Origin of the sequence: Agrobacterium sp. CNPSo 3708 (genome assembly GCF_028674915.1) — a bacterium.
Lineage (GTDB): Bacteria > Pseudomonadota > Alphaproteobacteria > Rhizobiales > Rhizobiaceae > Agrobacterium > Agrobacterium cavarae.
The window spans coordinates 1-21,028 of the sequence record NZ_JAQZSF010000002.1; the positions used below are offsets into that span (position 1 = coordinate 1).

The window sequence follows — 21,028 nt, forward strand, 5'->3', positions numbered from 1 at the left end:
AGACGCTCGAGCGCATCGCAAACGGCTGGCCTAGCAGCGAAATCCATGCCCTTATGCCGTGGAACTACAAGGCCTGAACGGCCTCAGCTTGCCGCTTACAGTTCAGCAGTCAGATAGACACGGTTGTTTCGAATCCATTCGATAGCAAACTTGGGGGCAAGCTTGGGATCGGCGCAACCGTCGGGGCCCAAGCGAGCGGAACTATGTCGCTACGAGGAACTATCGTGGCGATCTCGGAAATGTTTGGGTCATCCAAAACCAAACAGAAAGACATTGAGAACAGGGCAAAAAGTCGGTCGCCGGAAACTTCGAGAACCAGTGAGCAGTCTAGATCTAAGTCCCGTGAATTGTCCAACAATAGAACTGATTCCAATAACGCGAACGATTCCAAAAAGACGGTGAGAATGTAGATGCCTAAATTTTTAATAATTCTTGTTTTGCTTCTACAGGCTTCCCTACTGGCCGCGTCTATTTTGTATCTTCAGACCTTGTGGACGCCATACATCGCGCTTCTTGCAACGCTAATTCTAGCGTTTGCTCGTCTGCGTTACGTAGACTGGAGATTCTCACTGAAAAGGAGGAACATCAACGGAAAAGCTGTCGGTGGCGAGCTGGTTTGGGGAGTAGTGATGTTTCCGACATTTTATGCTGCCTACAGTTTTATGAATCCTATACTATTCACGCAAATGAACCATTACGCGATTGTAGTCGCCTGTTTTTTTGGTACTCTTTTTATTTGGTGCACGTTGGAGGCTTTGCAGCGGATAAAATTGTAAGTGAAAATTATTTCGACAGGCCTGACTTCGCCCCGTTGAATAGTCGATTTTAAAGTATGCTCTGCCCCATTGAGATGACCTGGGAATGAAGCGAAACCTTTTTACAGACGAACCAATCTTTGGTCCTGACCAGCGGGCGGTCGAGACGACGCTCGAGATCGGCTTTTCCGACCCTCGCGCGCGAGTTAAAGAACTTCTCGCGAAATTCATATTGGTTGAGACCAATCCGCGCAGTGGCGGCCGAAGGACGCCCCCAGCTCGGCGCGCTTCAACCATTTCCATGCCCTGAAGCATGCAACCAAGCGCTTAGTATCAATCGATCGATACCACTTGTTAGGCTACTCGACCTTGAAGTTTTGAGGTCGGTGCACATGACCCGCAAAGTTCTGCTGTCATGCCGAAGCTTTTTCCAAGCGTGGATGAGAATGGTTCGTGCGGTCGACGTCGGAGGCCTCTGCGCCCAACCCTATTGCAAGGCGCTGTCGCCGATCAGATATTCGACACTCGGGCTACGATGACTCCGCCTCTCAACCAATTGCTCTCGGGATCGAAGATTAACTTCGTTCTATCGTACGCGGCCCCGGTGGCGATAGCACGACCCGTAGCGCTCCTGGGAAGCTTACCGGCAAGAACGCCAGGGAAGTCGAGAGTGGCACTGCCGGAGGGTGTGGAAACGCGAACGTGAGTGGCGCCGCGGGTATAATGTAAGCGGTGTTTTCCTCGCACATTTACCAAGCGCGAGAGACAATTCCGAAGATTCCCGCTGCGACATTGAAGGCAAGAATGCGCTAATAGCGGTCATGTAAATGTCATGCCTGCGTTTTATAGTTGCTACGATAATCCTAGATGCTGCGCGGCTTCAAATCATTCCAGATGACCACCTTTTCTCGCACTGCTTCAGTAGTTGCTATGTTGTCGCTTACTCAGCTCTTAGGATGGGGCGCGACTTTTTGGATGATCGCCGTCACCGGTCCTGCTACGGTCGCCGATCTCCACCTTCCGCTGTCCATCGTAATGGTTGGCCCCACGGCCATGCTCATAGTGATGGCTATCATCTCGTGGCCACTTGGCAGAGCGTTTGAGCGCTTTGGAGCCCGCCCGATCATGACGACGGGAGCGCCGATCGCGTCGGTTGGCCTAATGATAATGGGCATGGCAGGCGGCCCTACAGCCTACTTCCTCTCCTGGGCCATGCTCGGCATCGCTGGAGCTTGTATGCTCACCGCACCCGCGCAGATCGCCATTACCGAGATCGCAGGCGAAAGATCAAGAAATGCTCTCAGCGTTCTGATTCTTGCAGGCGGTCTCACTTCAACCATAATGTGGCCCTTAACGGGTATCCTGCAGGCGCACTGGGGTTGGCGGACAACCGCACTCATCTACGCAGCTCTGCTGTTCTTCGTCTGCATGCCACTTCATTGGTACGGATTGGCCAGAAATGCAGGCAACAAGACCAAGGGAGAAAAGCTGGTCAGGTCTACATCCGCAGACCTCAGAAAATTCATTCTTCTCGCCACCAGCTTCGCCGCGAACGGTTTTTTCACATGGGGCTTTGCCCTCACCATCATCATCCTGTTTGAGGCGAAGGGCCTAGACCATACGTCAGCGCTAGGCGCTGCAGCCTTCATCGGTATCGCTCAATGGGCTGGCCGCATGACTGATTTAGCTTGCGGACACCGCTTGTCGGGACTGGCGATGGGTCTCCTCGGGGCAGCTCTTTTTCCGGCGAGCTTCATCGTTTTGCTCGTCACAAACAGCTTTGGCGGCGCAGTGGTCTTTGCTATCCTCTATGGTATCGCAAGCGGCATTACCGCCGTCGCCCGTGCGACGCTTCCGCTAGAGCTCTTTCCAGCCGGTGCCTATGCGCGCTCGTCCGCCAGGATGTCGGTGCCGCTGAATTTCGCGTTTGCGACCGCGCCGCTTGCATTCACGGCGATCATGACATTGGCAAGTTCGCAAGCAACCCTATGGTTGGCCCTGTCCGTGTCGATTTTTGCCTTTGCCAAGCTGCTATGGCTTTCTGTCGTCTATCGCAAGCTAACGAGCGAAAAGACCGCCTAAGGTCCACATACTCTTCCACTTCGCGCCAGAAGCGGTCAGAAGTCTCACCGCCTCAAATCCGTCGCTATCACTCGGATAGCTTGCGCCTTTTGAGGGTACCAATATGGCAAAGAGATTTTGGAAAGCTTCAGTTTATGGTCTGATCGTTGTTTCGGTAATTGCGGCGGCCCTGTTCCTTCTTAATACAAATCTGCTTGCAGCACGCCCTACGGCCTCAATGACCCTTCTCGCCCATCGCGGAATCGCGCCAAGATACGATATGACAGGGGTTAAAGCTGACACCTGCACTGCCACTCGCATGCTGCCCTCTGGAGACGTCTTCATCGAAAATACCCTGGCCTCGATAAAAGCCAGTTTCGAAGCAGGCGCTGATGCGGTTGAGTTCGATATTCATCCGACTACGGATGGTGAATTCGCGGTCTTTCATGACTGGACTCTCGACTGTCGTACTGACGGTCATGGCGTAACGCGTGAGCATTCGATGGCAGAACTGCGTAACCTCGACGTCGGCTACGGCTATACCTCCGATGGAGGCAAAACGTTTCCGTTCCGTGGGAAAGGAGTCGGCCTCATGCCGACGCTTCGAGAGGTACTCGACACGTTCCCAGGCAAAGGCTTTCTGATCAACATCAAGAGTAACTCTCCGAAAGAGGGTGAGCTTCTCGCCGCTTATCTCAAGTCTTTCCCGTCGAGCGTCACCGATAAACTGTTCGTCTATGGTGGCGAGAGGCCGACGGTGGTTCTCAAGCAACTTATGCCGAGGCTGAAAACGACAACGCGGGTTTCGGCCATCGCCTGTTTGAAGGAATATTCCAAATGGGGCTGGTCTGGGATCGTGCCATCCTCATGTTCAAATGGCGTGGTTTACTTGCCCATCAATCTGGCACCGAAGATGTGGGGCTGGCCCAATCGCATGCTCGATAGGTTTCGCGCCGCCGGCAGCGAGGTTTTCATCATTGGGCCTTACAACGGCGGTGACTACTCGACCGGTGTCGATACGGTCGAAGAACTCAAGTCACTTCCGACTGATTGGTCTGGAGGCGTCATGACCAATGACCTACAGCTGCTTGCCCCGGTAGTTGGTCGCAAGCCGCCCTCGGCGAATTAACTTTCGCTGCACACGTATTTTCAAGCACTGAGAACAGTCGCTGTATTCCTGCTGAAGATCAGATGCCGCGGTCGACTTAGCGCAATAGCAGACATTGCAGTGGCATGATAATTATCTAGCGTCAGCCGCTGCTTAGGCCATGTATAACGAAGTAAGAGACACAATGAATGAATTCGGGGACGCGAGAGCAGGTTTGGTTCCTCAAGACGACGGAGCGGCTGCGCGTCTGCTTGGCATGGAAGTGCCCAGCATCGCTTTACAGGCTACGGATGGGACCACCGTGAGCCTGTGCAGTTCCGGCCTATCTGTCGTCTACGCTTATCCTCGGACAAGCCCGCCCGAAGGCAAAGCTATTGACGGGTGGGATGTAGTCCCAGGCGCGAGAGGATGCACACCTCAATCCTGCGCGTTCCGGGATCATTTCGCAGAATTAAAAGAGCTGGGAGCGAGCCGTCTATTTGGTCTTTCCACCCAGACAACGGAATACCAACGCGAGGCTGCGAAACGGCTTCACCTCCCGTTTCCACTTCTCTCCGATCACTCGCTCCTTCTCGCGTCGGCCCTCGACTTACCAACGTTCCAAGCCGGGGGCATGACTCTACTCAAAAGGCTGACGATGATCGTCGAAGCAGGTGTTATAAAACACGTCTTCTATCCCGTACATCCGCCCGAAAAGAATGCAGATGCAGTGATCCGCTGGATAAAGGCCAACCGAATTTCCGCGATGGGTTGATGAATGATTTGGGCCAATGGCGTCCTCGCTTCGCAGCAACAGCGCACGCTGCTGCAGCCGTAGACCTTCGTTTTCTGACGTACCGAAAAACACAGAGAGTAAACACATTTTCGACATTCTTCCGGCAGATGCCGCTGATCGTAAGGATATCGTCAAGCTCTGGCACCAAGGATGGCATGATGCCCATGCAAACCTCGTGCCCGATGGTGTGCTACCGTATCGGTCTAAGGACCATTTCATTCTCTGGCTGAAGGAGGCAGACGACGCATTCTTCATCGCATCAGACGACATGGGCGCAGTCGGGTTCGTCTCCGTGAATGGACCAGAGGTCGTCAAACTCTATGTCAGTAACCGTGCTCAAGGCACCGGTGTAGCCCAGGCATTACTTTCGTTCGGTGAAAAGCGTCTGCTTGAGGCCGGGATCGAAAGAGCGATGCTGCTCTGTACGGGCGGCAACATCCGGGCGGAGCGGTTTTATGCGCGGGAGGGGTGGGACTTATCTTATTCATACGAAGGTGCGCTTTGGACACCAAAGACCAGCAATGAAAGGTTCTTTGTTCTGACCCACCGATTTGAAAAAGACCTGACGCTGCTTCCTTAGCGTCGTTGGGAACAGCTTACGGTCTTCGCCACAGCCATTGGATAAAGAAAGAACGCTTTGGGCCGCCGACCGTCAGAGCGCAAAAGCGCCAACAGTGGACATTAATTTGGGTTCGCTCGGCGCGATCGACGGCAACTGGGTTCTGCGTATGCTCCCTCTCGTGTTCCTTTTAAACGGTAGAGAACCGATCCATGAGCCAAATAGACGATACCATCGAAGCTGTAAAGAAAAAGTGCGGCTTTCAAGTCGTGTCAGGCACAACTTGGAATGATGGAGATTTCAGTCGCTTCGCGGAGCTCACAGGTTTGGCGATCCCGAACCAATTGGCGGACGTGCTGAGACGATATGGCCAATCCGGGACGGAATATAACGACTACTTTCTTGTCGAGGACCATAACGGTGGTCGGTTCGTGCACGACGTTCAAGTTCTCATATCGACTTTCGATATCATCGTAGAGCGCCATGAAACCTTCATTTCTCGGTCCGTCTGGAGGACCAATTCACGCTGCCAATGGTTTTCTTTGGCTCTGCCGACTCAGGACATTCTTATCTTCTCGCCGACGGGATCAATCCTGAAAACAATGCTGTCTACATTTGGCAGCGCGCCACCGATCGGTTTGGAACGGGTAATAACTCCACGGGGATCATAAGGTTGGCCGATAGACTTACAGATTTTTTCTTGCCCTAACTGCACTTGATAACCTCGAAAGCGGGCGCTGTCTCTCGCTTAGAATATAGGGTTTGATCGACATCTGTGTAAAGCCGCTGGTCGCAGGCTCCTAATGACAGACGGTGCAAGAGCGGCTTCATTATGTGATCGAACGGACCTGTTCCGCCGACTGCTCCTCAAGCAAGATGCGTCGCCAATGCCCTAACATATCAAACAAATCCTCCAGCTCTCAAAGGTGAATGAAATTTTCGTCGCGAAACTCGCTCTAAAAAGTCGAAGTTTCGCGACAGACATTTGCGACAGATTTAAGCTGCGAGTGACATGCCCTCGGCCTTACGCTCTACGAGCGCCCAAATGTGGCCGAACGGATCGAAGATCGAGGCCACGCGGCGGCCCATCACGTCAGTCTGGATTTCGTCTCGGATCGCAGCTCCGGCTGAAAGGGCGCGCTGCATTACACCTTCGATGTTTCCGACCTTGAGCTGGAAAATCGTGCTGACCGCCCCTGGTTCTTTCGGAAAGAAAGGGCCACCGTAGGATGGAGACTGTTCGCGATTGGGATTAGAGCCGGCGACCCACACAGGCAGGCTCCCAAACCGCATCTCTACGGCCGCCAGAACGCCATCGATGTCAGTAGTGTTCTCTTCCTGGGCACCAAAGGCGGCGGCATAGAAAGTGGCGGCCTCTCTCTCCCGCCCATGCTCAACAAACAAGGAAGGTTCGACGACGATATCTGCGGACATCTTGGCTCCTCGCTCTATCTGAATCACCTCTCCACCATACCGCAAACTTTGTCGAAACACTGGCATCGCACAAGAGCCGCCAAATTCAGAATCACGGGCGGCTCGTTTCGATTTACCTTCAGCGGTATAACCGGCCTGAAACCGAGGGTTCAGTTAATCCAGAGATCCTTGAACGGGAAAAGCACATGGATAGAACGTCCAGAATTACAGCACGCGTTGCATTTCTAGTGTATGACATCACGGTCACTACCCAAGACGCCACCCCCTTTGTAAGAGATTAGTTTAATGTCCCTACTAGCCGGTGCAGGCCGCTTCGGCGCATTTCGCCATCCCGCCTACCGGCAATTTTTCTCAGCACGCTTCCTCTCCGCCTTTGCAGTGCAGATCGTCAGCGTATCGGTCGGCTGGCAGATGTATGAGGTCACGGGCAACGCCTTCTATCTGGGGCTGATCGGGCTTTTTCAGTTCCTGCCATCGTTGCTTCTCATTCTGGTGACCGGAACGGTCGCAGACCGTCATAATCGCCGCATGATCATGTCGCTTTGCCTCCTCGTTGCCTGCTCCTGCGCGGCAGCGCTACTAGGACTGACGCTCGCGCATGCCTTTACGCCATCGCTCGTCTTTCTCATTCTCATCCTGTTCGGCATAGAGCGGGCATTCATGGGTCCGGCCGTGCAGTCGCTTGCGCCGAACCTAGTGCCGGAAAGCGATCTGCCTAATGCGATTGCTTGGAATTCATCGTCATGGCAACTGGCGTCCATTCTTGGCCCGGTTGCCGGTGGTCTGCTCTATGGCGCAAGCCCGGTTGTATCCTATTCGGTCGCGCTCACGCTCTTTGCGCTCTCGGCCATCCTTGCCTTCATGATCAGGAAGCCTGAGCAGCGGACAACATCGCGCGCGGTGACGCTGGAAAGCATGCTGGCAGGCTTCCGGTTCATCTCTCATGAAAAGGTGGTGCTGGGCGCGATCTCTCTCGATCTTTTCGCCGTCCTTCTGGGTGGCGCGGTCGCGCTGATGCCGATCTTCGCCAAGGAGGTGCTGACGCTTGGACCGTGGGGGCTTGGCCTCTTGCGCGCGGCACCAGGAATTGGTGCGATCGTCGTCGCGATCTTTCTGGCCTTTCATCCGATCCGCCACCATGCCGGCGTGACGATGTTTGCAGGCGTCGCCCTTTTCGGTGCCGCGACGGTGGTCTTCGGGCTCTCGGCTACGCCATGGGTGTCAATTGCTGCGCTAGTGGTGATGGGCGCAGCCGACATGGTGTCGGTCTATGTTCGTGAAACGCTGATCGCGCTCTGGACTCCTGATGGGGTACGTGGCCGTGTCAACGCCGTCAACATGGTCTTCGTCGGGGCGTCCAACGAACTTGGCGAATTTCGCGCGGGAAGCATGGCATCCGTTTTCGGCGCGGTGCACTCCGTCGTCATCGGTGGGATCGGTACGCTTATGGTCGCAGCCATCTGGGCGGCGCGTTTTCCCAAGCTTCGGAAGATCGATAGTCTCGAGGCGCCAGGAAAAACTCGGACCGAATGATCGGGGTCACTTAAGACATTCCGATTGCGACTGCGACCGCGCTCACCGAACCCGCGTCACGCCGCTTACACCGCGATCCTGTCCGGTTCCTCCTCAAATCGCCCATGGCGCGCTTTCGGCCGCAACAGGCGGATACGCGACTGAGCTTGATCATAGACCACTGCGGCTGAATCAGCTCGCGCAGCATGCGTCGCAGTTCCAGCCAGGAGGTCTCTTCCTAGCGAAGCTAAGGAATTACAAGTGCCTAGACTGGCGCATTCCTAAGCTTCAGGCGAGATCAGAGTGACAGTCGGAAAATACGATTGGTAACGGGCCACATCTCGCGTCAACAAGGGAAGGTTTTGTATCGCTGCGTGGGCGACAATAAAAAAGTCAGGCAAGGCCTTACCTGCCAGAAATAACGCCGCGCGAGGGAAAGGGTTGAGCTTCAACCCCGCCTGATCAACAAAAGCATCAAGCGCTTCTATCCGCTCATATCGAACAGATAGTTCCGCGTGCACAACATCATTGATGCACAACGGACCTGAAACGCTTGCCAGTTCGAGCTGCTGAATTGACCAGTCGGCCGAAACCGGGTCGTCCGTCACAAGATCAAGCAGGACATTTGTATCGACAAGCGTCACTCGTCACCACGGGTCAGAGCCAGGATGGCGTCGGTACCCAGACCTTCACCAGCATGGCCGCGCAGCTTGGCGAAACGCGTGAGCGGCTGTTTCTTGTCAGCCCTGACAAGAACTATCCTTCCATCGGGAGCTCGAACAAAATCGACCGAGCTTCCTGGTGAAATCCCTAAAAGCTCGCGTACGGCTTTTGGAATGGTGACCTGCCCTTTGGCCGTGACAGTTGTTGCCATGTCAAATTCCTGTAATACCGACATATGAAATGGTATTACTTTCGTGCATCTTTTTCAACTTGTCCCGTGCCGAAAACGACCGCTAAGGCCCAGGCACCAGATCATCAAAGCAATATACCATTTCAAACCGGCCCAAAGGTCATGGACCGGATTTCTCTCCAGCTGAATTTTGCCCGTTTCAGAATTCATGGGTCTGTCTTCGACGTGCTGATCTACGATCAAAAGCGGTCAACGAAGCTCTTTTATGCCTACGGTCCTGGCTTGACCGATACTTGCGCGCCATACACCTCTCGCAGATCGTTCTGGTCAGGCTGACGATCACCAGCCTGATGGAGCAGCCTGGAGGTGTATCCGGTTTCGCGCGTCCCCTCGATCAGCGTGACGTCGGAATTACCGGGATTGACGGATCTTTCAAACCAGTCAACCGACTGCTGAAGGAAACTCATCTCGAAGGCACGATTGGTAACACCGTGGCCGACAATCACAACATTGTCGTGGCCGTGGCGCGCTTCGTGCATAATTGTTTGCAGAAACAGCCGCATCCGCTGCGCCACATCTGCGCGGCTCTCGCCATCGGGCGGCCGGGCATAGAACTTGCCGCTGTTGCTGCGTAGTCTCGCCCATTTTTCGAATTCGTCGGGAAATTTCTGCTTGCGCTCAGCATGGTCATAGATTTCCGTAAAGAGCCCGAAATCCTGCTCCCGCAGGAGATAATCCTCGCGGACCTTGCCGACGCTCTCGAGAGGCAAGGCGTCGAGTAGAGCGTCCTTGCTTTGGCGCGTGCGCATGAACGGTGAGTACCATATGCGAAGCGTCTCTAACCCCGGTTCGGCCAGTCCTGCAAGATAGGCTGCGATCACAGATCCGGCTTCACGCGCCTGGCGATATCCCCATTGCGTCAACGGGACATTGTGATCGCCAAACTGGCTGTAAGCCCGCTCGTCGAGATTACCCAGAGATTCGCCGTGACGGACAAGAAAGATGCGCATGAGCTATCCTGCGGCAAGGGTTTGGACGCCACCTCTCCCAACCTTAACCGACAAATCGATATGGTGGTGGCCTTCAGCACCATTCACTATCATATGAACTCTAGACCGCGAGACTGCAAACCGGCATAGGGTCGGCAAATTGCCATGATCGTCCACCGGATGTGGAAAGTTGGTCGCTCATCACGACATTCCTGGCGGTCGAGATAAACAAGCTTCGCTCCCGAATAGCTCGAATCTACGCATCGGGTGACAGCTCAAAGTCTGACCAGACGCTGGTTTAACACCCTCGTAGTCGTCGACAAAAGTCCACCAATCGCTTCGCCAAGCAAGCCTACCTCGGTGCCCGATAAATTCCGCTCTTTCAATTGAAGCGCAAAGCACTGGTATTCCTCGTATGGATGTTCTACCCGCCACGGGCCGATATCCATGAGACGGCACGGTTATGGCAATCCTGTTCAAGACGACAATTTCTGAAGACAACGCATTTTCCAGGATAGAGCAACTGCTCAATTCTGGCGTTGAGTATGATGGCTATTTCAGTGTCGCGGACGATACCGGCGAGACGCCGCTGCCGTGGGGGCCCTCCATGAGCGCCGAAGAGTTCCTTGCCAAAGTCAAAGAGCAATTGGAAGTGACCTGGAAAGCCGCGCGCTTCTGGGTCATCTATGAACGTCGTGGTGACTTTGCAGATCCCGATGCAATCGTCATGCGCAACGCGGCGTTTCGCATTACCCGTGGATACAACGGCGTCATCATCGCCTCGTTCAGTCTTCTAGGGCGACACGACGCCTCGCATGATCTCGAACTTGTCTTCGTCTGTTTTCCGGAAGACTTTCAGCGCCGAAACTTTAGAATTCGCTTCGAGAACAAGCCAATTATCCCTCATTGACGAGCATGACATCGATCCGATCGGCTGCCATATGAAGGTCTCCTGAGCGATCCATATTCCCGCCCCATGGCTTGAATGCCGCATTAATTGACGCTATATTGCGTCATAATAGCGGGAAATGCGTGGGGTTTTGATATGGCTCTGACACAATATGCTGATGATGGCTTGTTTGCGCCCAACAAGATCGCCAACGTTCTTCACACCACAAGCGAGGACATCGCGCGTAGTGCTGGACTTGGCAAAGACGCCGTCCAGCGCAAAGACCGGATCAGATCCGACAAGACCCAGAGGCGCCTGCGTGAAATGGTCGAGGTCGTCAATAAGGTCGAGCCTCGGTTCGGATCTGCGCTAATGGCCTATGCCTGGTACCGCTCAGAACCCCTTTCAGGCTTTTCCGGCCACACCGCAATGCAACTTGTGCGGAACGGCCGGGCTGATGAAGTGCTCGATTATATCGATGCCATTGATGCCGGCGTCCATGCCTGACCGTGCAAATGCACTACAAAGGCAAGCTGTACCGAGCGCTCAATCCGCTCTACGCCCGTGAGCCGTTTTCGGGACGGGGTGCCGAACTTTATGGCGGCCGATTTAATCCAAAGGGAATGCCGGCACTTTACACGTCACTGACCATCATGACGGCGCTTAGAGAAGCAAATCAGGCGGGAAGTCTGCAACCAACCACGCTCGTATCCTATGACGCAGATTTCGAGCCGTTGTTCGATACGCGAGACCTGAACCTCCTAGAAAAACACCGGATAAGTCCTCAAGCGCTGAGTAACACGACCTGGAGAGACGAGATGAACCTGCGCGGTGAAGCGCTAACGCAGCAGCTTGCTCGAGATCTAAAAAACGCCGGTTTTCACGGCCTGGTCGTCAGGAGTTTTGCTCCTGGCACGACCGACACTGACCTCAATATTGTACTGTGGACATGGGGAACGTCGCTGCCAAACCGTCTGTCAGTGATCGACGACGAGCGCCGATTATCGAGATAGCATCAACCTTCAAGTCCTTCCGCAACACCCTAAGCGACGAGATAGAGCCTTGGATCGAGATCCACGTCAGGCATCAGCATCACCATCGGAACTCGGAACGAACGCAGGCAGATCCTCGTCGCTATCATGCGGCTGAAGCAGCGCATTGACAGCCGGCACCATCGACTGCGGAATGAACATCAGCTCGAGACCAAGCGCACGCGCGATATTCACCAACGTTGTCGCGCGGGCAGCGCTACTTCCGGTCTCAATCTCGCGGTAGCGTGGTCGCGATATGCCAGCCATCTCGGCGACCTGCTCCTGCGTTAGACCCAGCCCTTTTCTCCCCGCCCTTAGAAGATCGCCGATTTCCACCAAGGTTTCAGACTTCATTGACACATGATCTCCAAACATATCTTTGGAGTTAATATTGATACGTCTGCGTATCTTTTAAAGTGACCGCCCCAAAGACTATGCATCGATCCTCCGGTGGACCGCACTGCGGCAGGCGCCTAGCGCACCAGATCTCGGAGGCTCCTTAACAGCGCAGACGGCCGCGGCGGGTGTAGAGTGCCCATTTGGTCTTAAAACACCTGAACCGTTACTCACCGCCACCGGCAATAAGGCGTTTGCCTTCGTCGGTAAGGATGAGGCGAGGAACCCCGTTCGAGGCGCCCTCTCTGACGAACGGTTCTCGTTCAAGATTGGCAACCATTGAAGCCGATATACGGTGTCGCCAACCAGCCAAACACGACCAGAACGACGCTGGTAGCGATACTGGTTTATCGCCGACAAGGTTCGGATTGCGTTCTTCGAAAGCTGCTTTTCACAAGACATCGTCATGACGGCTCCCATGAATGTTCTCTGTACGTTCAATTGATGGCGGACCCACGAGCTTTCAACTGCACGGCCGGTCATTCAGATTTAATTAAATATGTTCGCAAATACTGGTTAGCAGGGATGATCGAAACGGGCGTGGACAAGTTGAGTAACCGATAGCCATTGGAGCCACACATGTCCCCGCGTACCGTGCTCGTCGTAGAAGACGATCTTCTGATCAGATTGATATTGGCTGAGGCACTCCAGGACGACGGGTATGCTGTCGCCGAGGCCGCGAACGTTCTCGAAGCTGTCGCGGTGGTTGGACGTAATCCCTCCTTTGACGCGCTGGTCACTGACGTCGATATGCCAGGGCATCTGACCGGCCTTGATCTTGCTAATATGGTAGCGAGCGTGTCTCCTCGAACACAGGTCATTGTCGTTTCAGGTCGTGATGTCAGCGACGATATGAGGACGGGCTGGGTTTTCATGCCAAAGCCTTACAGCCTGGATCAGCTCCTAAGCTTCCTAGATAACGCCCAGGGCGCGTCGCAACCGAGGCAGCTGAGATGGCGCGAGCAGTCTGAACATGCGATAGCTTCGCTCTATGACAGCAGTTCTCGGCATTGATGCAGCATGGACATTCACAGAACCAAGTGGCGTAGCTCTGGTTGAACGTGACGGCGTTGATTGGCGACTTGTCCGGGTTGCGGCGTCCTACCAAGCGTTCCTTGCTGATCAGGATTTTGAAGTTGGTAGACATCGCGGTTCGAAGCCTGATCCACATGCTCTCCTTTCGAAGACGGCTGAACTCCTCGCAACGCCTGTCAGTGTTGTCGCTATCGACATGCCCTTGTCGACTAACCCCATCACGGGGCGGCGCGTTTCCGACAACGCGATTTCTTCGCTCTATGGATCGAGGCATGCTGGTACGCATACGCCAAGCCAAAGCCGACCCGGAAAGCTCAGTGACGACCTGACATTGGGTTTTGCACGAGCAGGCTATCCGCTCCTGACATCCGGAGCATCTTTTCCTGCTCTCATCGAAGTCTATCCGCATCCGGCTCTGATCGAACTGGCAAAAGCAAACCGAAGGCTCCCTTACAAGCACGCAAAATCCCGTAAATACTGGCCGGAGGCGAGCCTTATAGATCGTCGGCACGCGCTCCTAAGCGTCTGGGCAGGCATCGTCACCTTGCTGGATCATCGCATTAAGGGCGTGGCATCCGCTCTGCCTTTACCAGACCCATCCTCGCGAGGCTATGAATTGAAAGCCTTCGAGGATTGCCTGGATGCAGTCGTATGTGCCTGGGTTGGTACATGTGTTCTGGAAAGAAGCGCTACAGCGTATGGCGACGATACTTCGGCCATATGGGTGCCAATAGCCGGAACATAGCCTTACCGATCGATCTTGGTGCCAACGGTGCTAAATCCCACATCAATATGACAAAGACGCCCGATCATTCATCTAAAGACCAAATTCAAAGTGAGGACGCTCAAATGGCTTACAAGCCGAGGCTGGGAGAGGTTTGCTTGTTCGAAAATGAAAAAGCCGGACACAACACCGCTCCTGACCACCGTGGGTATTTCATCGCAGACCGCGACATAACGGCCGGAGAAAAGGTCGAGTTCGCGCTGTGGGCTGGACGAGCAGATAGCCCGCGTTCATTTGGCGGCCGCCTGTCCGCGCAAAAGAGTTCGCCTGAGCCTCCACCGCTTGATCTGTTTGGGAATCCTGTTGAAACCTCTGAGTGAGTTTCGCGATCCAATCATGTCGGCGCTTGGGGCGCGTGCTGTAACGAGCTTACAATCCATCCAAAATCAACGGGCAATGGTAGACAGAGACGTTTCAACATCGAAAGCAACGGCGTCATATAGCCAGCACCATCGCCGCCCTGGTCGCGCTGAGAACGATTACCCATCGCGATCGAACACGCAACGAATAAGAAAGTTATCCTGCTGGCGAGTTTCGGGATGGCTGCAGACATTTCGATCCTAGCACGTGTTTCCAGCATAGTGGTGCCGTATCGATGAGCGCCGCCAGGCAAGACCAAATCATCGGTCAGCCAGCCGATCGCCATTCAGGAATTTGTCGAGTTCAGCGGTGCGGGATCTGGATAGTTGAACTTCTTCGGCAAACTGCGGCCAACGATCTACAGCGTCTCTTACCTGCTCTATAACTTGCTTGGCATCATGATCGGAGATCGAAGCCCCTCTGGAGACCGCCAAGAGGTGTTTCATGCCGGGAGCTCTACCCTCTCCGGCTACTGCAGCGCTATGCTCACCGCCCGGTCCAGACGAGAACGTAAGATCGTATGCAGGTGCCAAAGACCACCGGCCTTTCCCATCCATAAGAAATGCATGATTTTTGGCATGGTCGTCGCGATTTTTCGCGTAAACATTGAAGACCATATTGCGAAACATCTTGAGAACTTCGGCAGCATCGCGGGTCACAAGATGGGTCAGCTTGTGAAGTTGCTGATAGTCCACGCTGGCCTCGCGATGGCTGGCATTCAACAAGCCGCTTGCCGTGTGCATGTGAAGCCTGCCGGCAGATGTCCTGTCAAAACGTTGCGTCGCAAAAAGCCGCCTGCCTTTCCGGGTCTCCAACAACCGCGTGTCAGCCATTGTCAATCCTGCAGCTACCGCCATCAGCGCATAGGCCCTTTCTTCAGCGCCAATCTCGGGCGGATCATCGGAACTTGGTGCCTTGACCATCCATCTTTCGAACCCCGCAGCCAACGGTTGGCCATAGTCAAGAACACAGATGTTTTCCGCCTTGTTGAAGCCGATCATAATCTTTGGACGCGCACCTGCGGATCCACCTTGTGCGCCCTGCAAACGATCTATGTCGGCAATGTCCATCTGCGTCTGTACCAGTTCGACCTGATCAGCAAACCAGTCCAGATCATTCTCTGCCTGTCGTTTCTCATCATCTGGCAGTTCTGGATCGTATGAGAGCGCACCCATCCCCGATCGTCCTACGGCCGACAGACGCTCAACTGGCGTGAGCCTTGTATAGTCAATGCCCGCTCGCTGGAGACGGCGTTCTAGCAAAAGACGGCCCCACCCGTCAGGCAGGCTGTCGTTGAATAGCCCGTGGAGCCCGTCGAACGGATCCCGAGGCGCCGCAATCAACCCGATGGCTGCCATCATATGGAATGGTGAGACCAAAAGCGGCGCTGCCAGAAACTCCGCAGCGTACTCGAAGTAAGCCCTGCGTTCCCTGCCACTCCAGGCCAGAGTACCGAGCTTCTTCTCATTCCCTTCGAGATCTAGGTGAACTTTAAGCTGCTGGATCGGCTTGAACTTCATTTCTTGCGCACACGCTGTTTGAGAGGACGATCAATAACGTCGTCGATATCCTGCGGCGGTCGACCTGGAAACAAGCGTTCGAATTCCGCTTCCGCCTCAAGGGCAAACGCGATTTTCACGACGCTCTCGAGTGAAATTTTTCCGGTTTCTTCAAACAGTCTCAGCGATCCATAAGACACATTCGATCTCGAAGCCAGTTCACGCTGCGTCAACCCATGCTCAATGCGACGACGCTTCATTCTCTCCGCCATCCCCTTGACAACGTCCGCAGGGGAAAGCATCTTAAATGCTAACATATTATCACCCAACACCAATATCTTCTATTAATGCTAGTATAATAGCATTTATGTGAAAGACAAGTTAGCAAGTTACCAGAGCGTATGGACGGCACGGGAAAAGGCAAGGGCATCGTTCACCCCAATGTCACTTGCAAAGAAACGGGTTCACTAGTGCCCACACTACAACAATAAAATGCCCCGAAACGGGGGGGCAATCGGCCGGTATGTCGAGTTTTGTGGCCGGATCGGCGAAGCCACTTAACCGGCGCTCGACGTCAAATTCCACAAAGGCGAGGACTTCGAGATCGGCTTTTTGTCGATACAAGGTAACGGCAGAACCATCATATTTCGATGAAGACAACCGAGCGGTCGGCGGTTTCCAGAAGCGTGTCGGCGACAGTGCCATAGGAAAGATCAGCGCCTGCCCGCCTGTTGACGCCCAAAATGATCAGATTGAAGCGGCCTCTCCGAGCATGCTTGAGTATGGCCAGTTCCGGTGATCCTTGCTGCGACGTGACCTTCTCCAACGGCAGACCGTAGAACTCTGCAATTTGGTCAAGTTGCGCGAACGCCGATTGCTGGACACCACTCGTGTCGCTGACTCTCGACAGAGACGCTGCCTGTGCAGGATCCTTAAAATACACTGCAGCGATCGATCCGCCGGTAGCCTTTGCGATGACAAATGCAAACTCTGCTGCGTTCAGCGAACGCTCTGTCCCGCTGACAGGTACAAGTATACGCAGCTGACTATCCGCGTCTGGAAGATGTCCTCGAGCCGAAACGATCGCCGTCGTCCCGCTGAATGCATCCACCATCGCTGTGTGCCGCCCACCGTACCCACCGCCCTCGGCCGTGCTTGGCTCAACGCCGACGAACATCATGTCATGGCCTTTGTCCGCAGTCTCGGAGAGGATGTCGTCCAGTTCCCCGTCCCTCGGTCGGATCGTGACGTGGACCTCGCCGTCGGCCGAAGCTTGCTTGACGTCGTCCATTTGCAGGGTCGCATCGGCAGTGCTCTGCACGCGCTCGCTGACTTCTTTCGCGCGACTGTCCGGCATACGTCCCGCTAAATCGTCTCGACCATCGCCGGGTTCGTCCACGACATCCAGAACGGTAATTGGCATCTTGCGCACGGCAGCGAAATGTCCAGCGATGCGAGCAGCAAGATCGCTGCTGGCTGAATGGTCGACCGCAAGCAGGATACGCTCGAAATTGGAAAGGAAGCTTTTTTCCTCGAAGGATTCAAGCCGCAGGCGATCCTCCTCATCTTCCCGAATCGGTAACCGCGCCAGTGCCCACCGCAAAGTGGGTGGCATAGCCATCGTTGTCACGACTGCCATAGCAACGATCACGGAAAACAGACGCTCGTCGAGCACGCCGACCGATAGCCCTATGGAAGCGACAATAACTTCAGTTGATCCCCGGGCATTCATTCCGCACCCAAGCGCAATAGCTTCTGGATTGGAGAACCCACCCATTTTAGCACCGACAAAGGCACCACCGAATTTTCCAAGACTGGCGATCAGGATCAGTCCTACAGCTAGAAGCAATATGGACGGCTCAGCCAAAAGGCCAAGATCAGTGTGGAGCCCCGTCAGGCCGAAGAAGACCGGCATGAACAGCGCAGTCGTCAAGGCGCGCAACTGTCCTTCGATCTGGCGTGTCAAGATCGGGGACTGACCGACGAGAATGCCCGCGACAAACGCGCCCAAGACAGTGTGAACACCGATCAAATTGGTGATGATCGCCATGCCACCCATGATGGCAATAATTGCGCTTAACACCGGCAGGTCACTCTTGAAGGTATCGTTGACCCATCGAATGATCTCAAAAACGATGCGCCGCCCGATCGTGAAACTGAAGGCCATGAACGCGATCGTGCCGATGACGCTCTTTGCGAGGATTGCGACATCCACAGTGCCACTCGTCGCCAGGCTGAACGTCACAGCGATGATAACCCAGCCGATCGTATCATCGATGATCGCTGAGGCGACAATCAACTGACCGACGTTACGGCGCATGAAGTCCATCTCGCGAACGACGGACGCGACAATCTTTACCGAAGAAATCGACAGCGCGGTTCCAATAAAGAGCGATGTGACCAATCGCGCGTCGGGATCGGGCAACAGACCTGCAGGGATAACCTCCCCCAACGCAAAACCGAGTGCAAACGGCACCACGATCCCAGAGAGGGAAACTCCAGCTGCCGCACGACGCAGCCGCAACGCCAGACCGAGGTCCGTTTCCATACCTGCAAGCAGGAGCAAGAACAAAATACCGAGTTGGGCAACGGCGTCTGCCATTGCCTTTTGCGCCTCGCCGTTCGGGAATAAAGTCGATTGCGCTTCCGGAAACACGAGACCGAATACCGAAGGACCCAGCAAGATCCCGCCGATGATCTGGCCCATGATCGACGGCTGCCCAATGCGCACCATAGCCTCGCCCAGCAATCTGCCGACGACCACAAGAACAATGATCTGGATCAGGAACAAGGCCTCTGAGGGACCGGGTGACTTTCCATCGGCGGCAAAGGCCGCGCCACACGTCACGAACGTGCCAACTATCGGCAAGACCCAAAGGCTAAGCCGGCCAGAATTCACCTTGATTTTCATTCGATGGAAGCCCCGCGCATTTCTGGCGATAAAACGGGCGAGATATTTGAATGTTCCACCGAGAGAATTGGAGACGGTGCCACCAGAACCGTTAGTTTCAACCCGCTGATCCAACTCGCAACAAAATCATCTCCGACGCTCGCGTCAGCTCGACAGAAAACCTTAAGCCGTACGCAGCTGCCAAATGGCCGGTTATATGGGTCCTCCAGCTAAACCCGACCAGTCACCTCCTATTCATCAGCCAGAGGTCCCGCCGTCCTCGAAAAGAGCGAAAAGCTTCATTAGACTTGTCTTGAAAAAGCGATCGGTTCAAAAGCAACCCGTTACAGCGCCTCTCCACCACGATACTGAACAGGCGCTTTGACCTGAGCAAGATTCTAATGCCAGGCGGCACATCGACTACGAGCTGGCGCCGAAACTGACGATCTTCTCAGAATGCAAATGAGGACCGAAATGACATCACATCGACTTTCCAAACCCCTGATCCGCTCGCTAGCCCTTGCCGCATCCCTGATCCTGCTCTCGGCCTGCGATGACAGCACGTCGAGCCAATCAGGCCAGGCGAACGAGGAGCAAACCGCAAGCGAGCAAGCACAGATCCAAAAGTACAATGCGTATGTAGAGGTCGCCAATTCGGTTCAGCGCTCTTACGCTGAGGATCTGGCAACGTACCAAACTACCGTAAAGCCCGTGCTTGACGGCAAGAAGAAGGAGGACAACCTTCTCTTCCCGTCTTCGTCGCCTATGGGCCGGATTAAGGAAAACCTGGACAAGGCACGCGCGATGAAGCCTGACATGGCCGAACTCGACGGGCCAGCGAAAGCTTATTCCGACGCATTGGCGAAAGCGGTCCCGCTTGACCGCGACATGGCCAACTACATTGAGGCCAAAACCTATCTGAGTGACAAGGGCGCGCATGGCCGCGATACACAGCCTGCTTATATCGCCGCTATGGAAGAACTGGCCACGGCCCAGGCAAGCTACAACAATGCCATAGAGGCGAAGGACCGCGCCCGCATCAAATCCGCCTTCGACAAGACGGAAAAAGACACGCTCGCCTATTTCCGGATCGGAATGGTCTATCACATCAAGGACAGCATGGATCTCGCCTCCGGCTTCTTGAGCGGAACAGGGCTTGGCGACAAAAAAGAAGCCTTTAAGGCCTCGCTTGACCAGTTCAATACTATGGCAACCGGTTATGACAATAAAATCAGGGAGCAAAGCAACGAGGGTTGCTCGGCCATCATGTCCAAAGCCAACGCTTACCTCTCGACCGGAAGGCAGATCGTCAGCAGGACAGAAGACGGCTCCTACGAAAAGGACAAGCAGCAACGCTCCCAGTTCCAGATGATGCAATCGCGGGAGCAGCAGGATGCCAACTCGCTGCTGCAGGACTACAACAATATGATCAGCCGACTGAACATGAATCAGTGCTAAACCGGAGACGATCAATAGTGTCGCGGATCACTCGCTGATCCGATGGCTGATTTCCCTTAAGTCTGCATTCCATGTTGTTCCAGCGTCGAATGCAGACCAGGTCATGATCTTGTAAATTGGGATGAGAGCCTGATCCCAAAATGCTTCCACCGCCTCGATATCCGTGCGAACCCGCCAAGGATCATTCCCAGTTGCTCCAGATCTATCGATAAGCGGGCGCCTGCGATCATGCGATGCGGTGGTCTGCAATATTGATTCAGCCCGCCCAGCCGCGTGTGCCTTGCAGAGGTCCCCTTCTTTACAACTGTTCTTTTCACCGCAATGCTTCGCGTTGGTGGGCTACCCGGGGATCTCAAACGAGAGATAGTGCTGAATGGTCGGTGCAAAGAGCGAGGTGATCGTGCCTGGCGACATCGTGGCAAGTGGCTCGAGCTTCAATATATATCGCCCGAGCGCCAGACCAAGCATATGTGATGCAACGAGTGCTGCTCTCGTCATCAAGTTTAATCCGCCTTCCTTTAGAGGTGCTAAATCGCCTTGGCTTGCGCTCCCCACGTCATTGCTTTGGTCGGACTCATTGTCGGAGGGTCTAAGGCAGACCCTCCCATCACTCAAACGGAAGAAAATACGGATTCTCGGT

At 54.5% G+C, this 21,028-nt stretch carries 23 protein-coding genes; 13 read left to right on the forward strand and 10 right to left on the reverse strand.

Translation table 11 applies throughout. The features are described from left to right. The first annotated feature begins 1,622 nt into the window (after window positions 1–1,622). From PVA19_RS02990 to PVA19_RS03010, 5 genes are all read left to right on the forward strand, one after another. Entirely contained in the window at window positions 1,623–2,837 is a 1,215-nt protein-coding gene (locus PVA19_RS02990) for an MFS transporter (protein ID WP_274101101.1), read from the forward strand. 103 nt (window positions 2,838–2,940) lie between these two features. Continuing rightward, window positions 2,941–3,945 carry a glycerophosphodiester phosphodiesterase family protein gene (locus PVA19_RS02995; protein WP_274101103.1) on the forward strand — a complete coding sequence of 335 codons (1,005 nt, stop codon included), beginning with the start codon at window positions 2,941–2,943 and terminating at the stop codon, window positions 3,943–3,945. A 163-nt stretch (window positions 3,946–4,108) separates the two neighbouring features. Then, entirely contained in the window at window positions 4,109–4,678 is a 570-nt protein-coding gene (locus PVA19_RS03000) for a peroxiredoxin (protein WP_274101105.1), read from the forward strand. A gap of 16 nt (window positions 4,679–4,694) precedes the next feature. Next, window positions 4,695–5,279: a GNAT family N-acetyltransferase gene (locus PVA19_RS03005; RefSeq protein WP_274101107.1), complete on the forward strand. Its 585-nt coding sequence runs from the start codon at window positions 4,695–4,697 to the stop codon at window positions 5,277–5,279. 191 nt (window positions 5,280–5,470) lie between these two features. Next, a complete protein-coding gene (locus PVA19_RS03010; protein WP_274101108.1) occupies window positions 5,471–5,929 on the forward strand; it encodes a hypothetical protein in 459 nt (152 codons plus the stop codon). 325 nt (window positions 5,930–6,254) lie between these two features. On the opposite strand, the gene PVA19_RS03015 is transcribed toward PVA19_RS03010, so the two are convergent. Continuing rightward, window positions 6,255–6,692 carry a VOC family protein gene (locus tag PVA19_RS03015; protein ID WP_274101109.1) on the reverse strand — a complete coding sequence of 146 codons (438 nt, stop codon included), beginning with the start codon at window positions 6,690–6,692 and terminating at the stop codon, window positions 6,255–6,257. A gap of 285 nt (window positions 6,693–6,977) precedes the next feature. Between PVA19_RS03015 and PVA19_RS03020 the strand changes: the two genes are divergently transcribed. Next, on the forward strand, window positions 6,978–8,225 hold the full coding sequence (locus tag PVA19_RS03020) for an MFS transporter (protein WP_274101110.1): 1,248 nt from the start codon (window positions 6,978–6,980) through the stop codon (window positions 8,223–8,225). Between the two features lie 260 nt (window positions 8,226–8,485). Here PVA19_RS03020 and PVA19_RS03025 read toward each other — a convergent pair whose 3' ends face one another. The 3 genes from PVA19_RS03025 to PVA19_RS03035 all read right to left on the reverse strand — a co-directional run bounded on the left by PVA19_RS03025 (window position 8,486) and on the right by PVA19_RS03035 (window position 10,067). Further along, window positions 8,486–8,848, reverse strand: coding sequence for a type II toxin-antitoxin system VapC family toxin (locus tag PVA19_RS03025; RefSeq protein WP_274101111.1), 363 nt, complete (start codon window positions 8,846–8,848; stop codon window positions 8,486–8,488). Further along, window positions 8,845–9,078 (reverse strand): AbrB/MazE/SpoVT family DNA-binding domain-containing protein, encoded by a 234-nt coding sequence (locus PVA19_RS03030; protein WP_112520236.1) that lies wholly within the window; start codon window positions 9,076–9,078, stop codon window positions 8,845–8,847. The genes PVA19_RS03025 and PVA19_RS03030 overlap by 4 nt, the downstream gene beginning before the upstream one ends. Window positions 9,079–9,326: 248 nt before the next feature. After that, a complete protein-coding gene (locus tag PVA19_RS03035; RefSeq protein ID WP_274101112.1) occupies window positions 9,327–10,067 on the reverse strand; it encodes a histidine phosphatase family protein in 741 nt (246 codons plus the stop codon). A gap of 442 nt (window positions 10,068–10,509) precedes the next feature. On the opposite strand from PVA19_RS03035, the gene PVA19_RS03040 reads away from it, so the two are divergent. The 3 genes from PVA19_RS03040 (at window position 10,510) to PVA19_RS03050 (ending at window position 11,948) form a co-directional block, all read left to right on the forward strand. Further along, entirely contained in the window at window positions 10,510–10,956 is a 447-nt protein-coding gene (locus PVA19_RS03040; protein ID WP_274101113.1) for a hypothetical protein, read from the forward strand. Between the two features lie 135 nt (window positions 10,957–11,091). Beyond that, window positions 11,092–11,442 (forward strand): MbcA/ParS/Xre antitoxin family protein, encoded by a 351-nt coding sequence (locus PVA19_RS03045; protein WP_113262187.1) that lies wholly within the window; start codon window positions 11,092–11,094, stop codon window positions 11,440–11,442. A gap of 8 nt (window positions 11,443–11,450) precedes the next feature. Further along, a complete protein-coding gene (locus PVA19_RS03050) occupies window positions 11,451–11,948 on the forward strand; it encodes an RES family NAD+ phosphorylase (RefSeq protein WP_113262177.1) in 498 nt (165 codons plus the stop codon). A gap of 66 nt (window positions 11,949–12,014) precedes the next feature. Here PVA19_RS03050 and PVA19_RS03055 read toward each other — a convergent pair whose 3' ends face one another. Continuing rightward, on the reverse strand, window positions 12,015–12,320 hold the full coding sequence (locus PVA19_RS03055) for a helix-turn-helix domain-containing protein (protein WP_113262176.1): 306 nt from the start codon (window positions 12,318–12,320) through the stop codon (window positions 12,015–12,017). A gap of 621 nt (window positions 12,321–12,941) precedes the next feature. Here PVA19_RS03055 and PVA19_RS03060 point away from each other — a divergent pair. From PVA19_RS03060 to PVA19_RS03070, 3 genes are read left to right on the forward strand one after another with little or no spacing between them, the layout of a single operon-like run. Continuing rightward, window positions 12,942–13,376 (forward strand): response regulator, encoded by a 435-nt coding sequence (locus tag PVA19_RS03060; RefSeq protein ID WP_274101115.1) that lies wholly within the window; start codon window positions 12,942–12,944, stop codon window positions 13,374–13,376. Further along, window positions 13,354–14,142 (forward strand): DUF429 domain-containing protein, encoded by a 789-nt coding sequence (locus PVA19_RS03065; RefSeq protein WP_274101116.1) that lies wholly within the window; start codon window positions 13,354–13,356, stop codon window positions 14,140–14,142. The genes PVA19_RS03060 and PVA19_RS03065 overlap by 23 nt, the downstream gene beginning before the upstream one ends. Then, window positions 14,118–14,501, forward strand: coding sequence for a hypothetical protein (locus PVA19_RS03070; RefSeq protein ID WP_274101117.1), 384 nt, complete (start codon window positions 14,118–14,120; stop codon window positions 14,499–14,501). The genes PVA19_RS03065 and PVA19_RS03070 overlap by 25 nt, the downstream gene beginning before the upstream one ends. A gap of 14 nt (window positions 14,502–14,515) precedes the next feature. On the opposite strand, the gene PVA19_RS03075 is transcribed toward PVA19_RS03070, so the two are convergent. From PVA19_RS03075 to PVA19_RS03090, 4 genes are all read right to left on the reverse strand, one after another. Next, entirely contained in the window at window positions 14,516–14,827 is a 312-nt protein-coding gene (locus PVA19_RS03075; RefSeq protein WP_113262173.1) for a hypothetical protein, read from the reverse strand. After that, window positions 14,802–16,061: a type II toxin-antitoxin system HipA family toxin gene (locus PVA19_RS03080; RefSeq protein ID WP_274101118.1), complete on the reverse strand. Its 1,260-nt coding sequence runs from the start codon at window positions 16,059–16,061 to the stop codon at window positions 14,802–14,804. The genes PVA19_RS03075 and PVA19_RS03080 overlap by 26 nt, the downstream gene beginning before the upstream one ends. Beyond that, a complete protein-coding gene (locus tag PVA19_RS03085; RefSeq protein ID WP_274101119.1) occupies window positions 16,058–16,369 on the reverse strand; it encodes a helix-turn-helix domain-containing protein in 312 nt (103 codons plus the stop codon). The genes PVA19_RS03080 and PVA19_RS03085 overlap by 4 nt, the downstream gene beginning before the upstream one ends. A gap of 311 nt (window positions 16,370–16,680) precedes the next feature. Further along, window positions 16,681–18,951, reverse strand: coding sequence for a cation:proton antiporter domain-containing protein (locus PVA19_RS03090; protein ID WP_274101120.1), 2,271 nt, complete (start codon window positions 18,949–18,951; stop codon window positions 16,681–16,683). Window positions 18,952–19,404: 453 nt separating this feature from the next. On the opposite strand from PVA19_RS03090, the gene PVA19_RS03095 reads away from it, so the two are divergent. Beyond that, the gene (locus PVA19_RS03095; RefSeq protein ID WP_113262171.1) at window positions 19,405–20,388 is read left to right on the forward strand and encodes a YiiG family protein; all 984 of its coding nucleotides are present in this window, start codon (window positions 19,405–19,407) and stop codon (window positions 20,386–20,388) included. Window positions 20,389–20,727: 339 nt separating this feature from the next. Here the strand turns inward: PVA19_RS03095 and PVA19_RS03100 are convergent, their stop codons facing one another. Further along, complete coding sequence (locus tag PVA19_RS03100; RefSeq protein ID WP_274101121.1) at window positions 20,728–20,886, reverse strand: TetR/AcrR family transcriptional regulator; 159 nt, start codon at window positions 20,884–20,886, stop codon at window positions 20,728–20,730. Window positions 20,887–21,028 lie beyond the last annotated feature (142 nt).

Excerpts from the sequence above, each read along its gene's own strand:
- PVA19_RS02990 (WP_274101101.1), top strand. The coding sequence starts at position 1,623 with ATGCTGCGCGGCTTCAAATCATTCCAGATGACCACCTTTTCTCGCACT.
- PVA19_RS02995 (WP_274101103.1), top strand. The coding sequence starts at position 2,941 with ATGGCAAAGAGATTTTGGAAAGCTTCAGTTTATGGTCTGATCGTTGTT.
- PVA19_RS03000 (WP_274101105.1), top strand. The coding sequence starts at position 4,109 with ATGAATGAATTCGGGGACGCGAGAGCAGGTTTGGTTCCTCAAGACGAC.
- PVA19_RS03005 (WP_274101107.1), top strand. The coding sequence starts at position 4,695 with ATGGCGTCCTCGCTTCGCAGCAACAGCGCACGCTGCTGCAGCCGTAGA.
- PVA19_RS03010 (WP_274101108.1), top strand. The coding sequence starts at position 5,471 with ATGAGCCAAATAGACGATACCATCGAAGCTGTAAAGAAAAAGTGCGGC.
- PVA19_RS03015 (WP_274101109.1), bottom strand. The coding sequence starts at position 6,692 with ATGTCCGCAGATATCGTCGTCGAACCTTCCTTGTTTGTTGAGCATGGG.
- PVA19_RS03020 (WP_274101110.1), top strand. The coding sequence starts at position 6,978 with ATGTCCCTACTAGCCGGTGCAGGCCGCTTCGGCGCATTTCGCCATCCC.
- PVA19_RS03030 (WP_112520236.1), bottom strand. The coding sequence starts at position 9,078 with ATGGCAACAACTGTCACGGCCAAAGGGCAGGTCACCATTCCAAAAGCC.
- PVA19_RS03035 (WP_274101112.1), bottom strand. The coding sequence starts at position 10,067 with ATGCGCATCTTTCTTGTCCGTCACGGCGAATCTCTGGGTAATCTCGAC.
- PVA19_RS03040 (WP_274101113.1), top strand. The coding sequence starts at position 10,510 with ATGGCAATCCTGTTCAAGACGACAATTTCTGAAGACAACGCATTTTCC.
- PVA19_RS03045 (WP_113262187.1), top strand. The coding sequence starts at position 11,092 with ATGGCTCTGACACAATATGCTGATGATGGCTTGTTTGCGCCCAACAAG.
- PVA19_RS03050 (WP_113262177.1), top strand. The coding sequence starts at position 11,451 with ATGCACTACAAAGGCAAGCTGTACCGAGCGCTCAATCCGCTCTACGCC.
- PVA19_RS03055 (WP_113262176.1), bottom strand. The coding sequence starts at position 12,320 with ATGAAGTCTGAAACCTTGGTGGAAATCGGCGATCTTCTAAGGGCGGGG.
- PVA19_RS03060 (WP_274101115.1), top strand. The coding sequence starts at position 12,942 with ATGTCCCCGCGTACCGTGCTCGTCGTAGAAGACGATCTTCTGATCAGA.
- PVA19_RS03065 (WP_274101116.1), top strand. The coding sequence starts at position 13,354 with ATGACAGCAGTTCTCGGCATTGATGCAGCATGGACATTCACAGAACCA.
- PVA19_RS03070 (WP_274101117.1), top strand. The coding sequence starts at position 14,118 with ATGGGTGCCAATAGCCGGAACATAGCCTTACCGATCGATCTTGGTGCC.
- PVA19_RS03075 (WP_113262173.1), bottom strand. The coding sequence starts at position 14,827 with ATGGCGATCGGCTGGCTGACCGATGATTTGGTCTTGCCTGGCGGCGCT.
- PVA19_RS03080 (WP_274101118.1), bottom strand. The coding sequence starts at position 16,061 with ATGAAGTTCAAGCCGATCCAGCAGCTTAAAGTTCACCTAGATCTCGAA.
- PVA19_RS03090 (WP_274101120.1), bottom strand. The coding sequence starts at position 18,951 with ATGAAAATCAAGGTGAATTCTGGCCGGCTTAGCCTTTGGGTCTTGCCG.
- PVA19_RS03095 (WP_113262171.1), top strand. The coding sequence starts at position 19,405 with ATGACATCACATCGACTTTCCAAACCCCTGATCCGCTCGCTAGCCCTT.
- PVA19_RS03100 (WP_274101121.1), bottom strand. The coding sequence starts at position 20,886 with ATGACGAGAGCAGCACTCGTTGCATCACATATGCTTGGTCTGGCGCTC.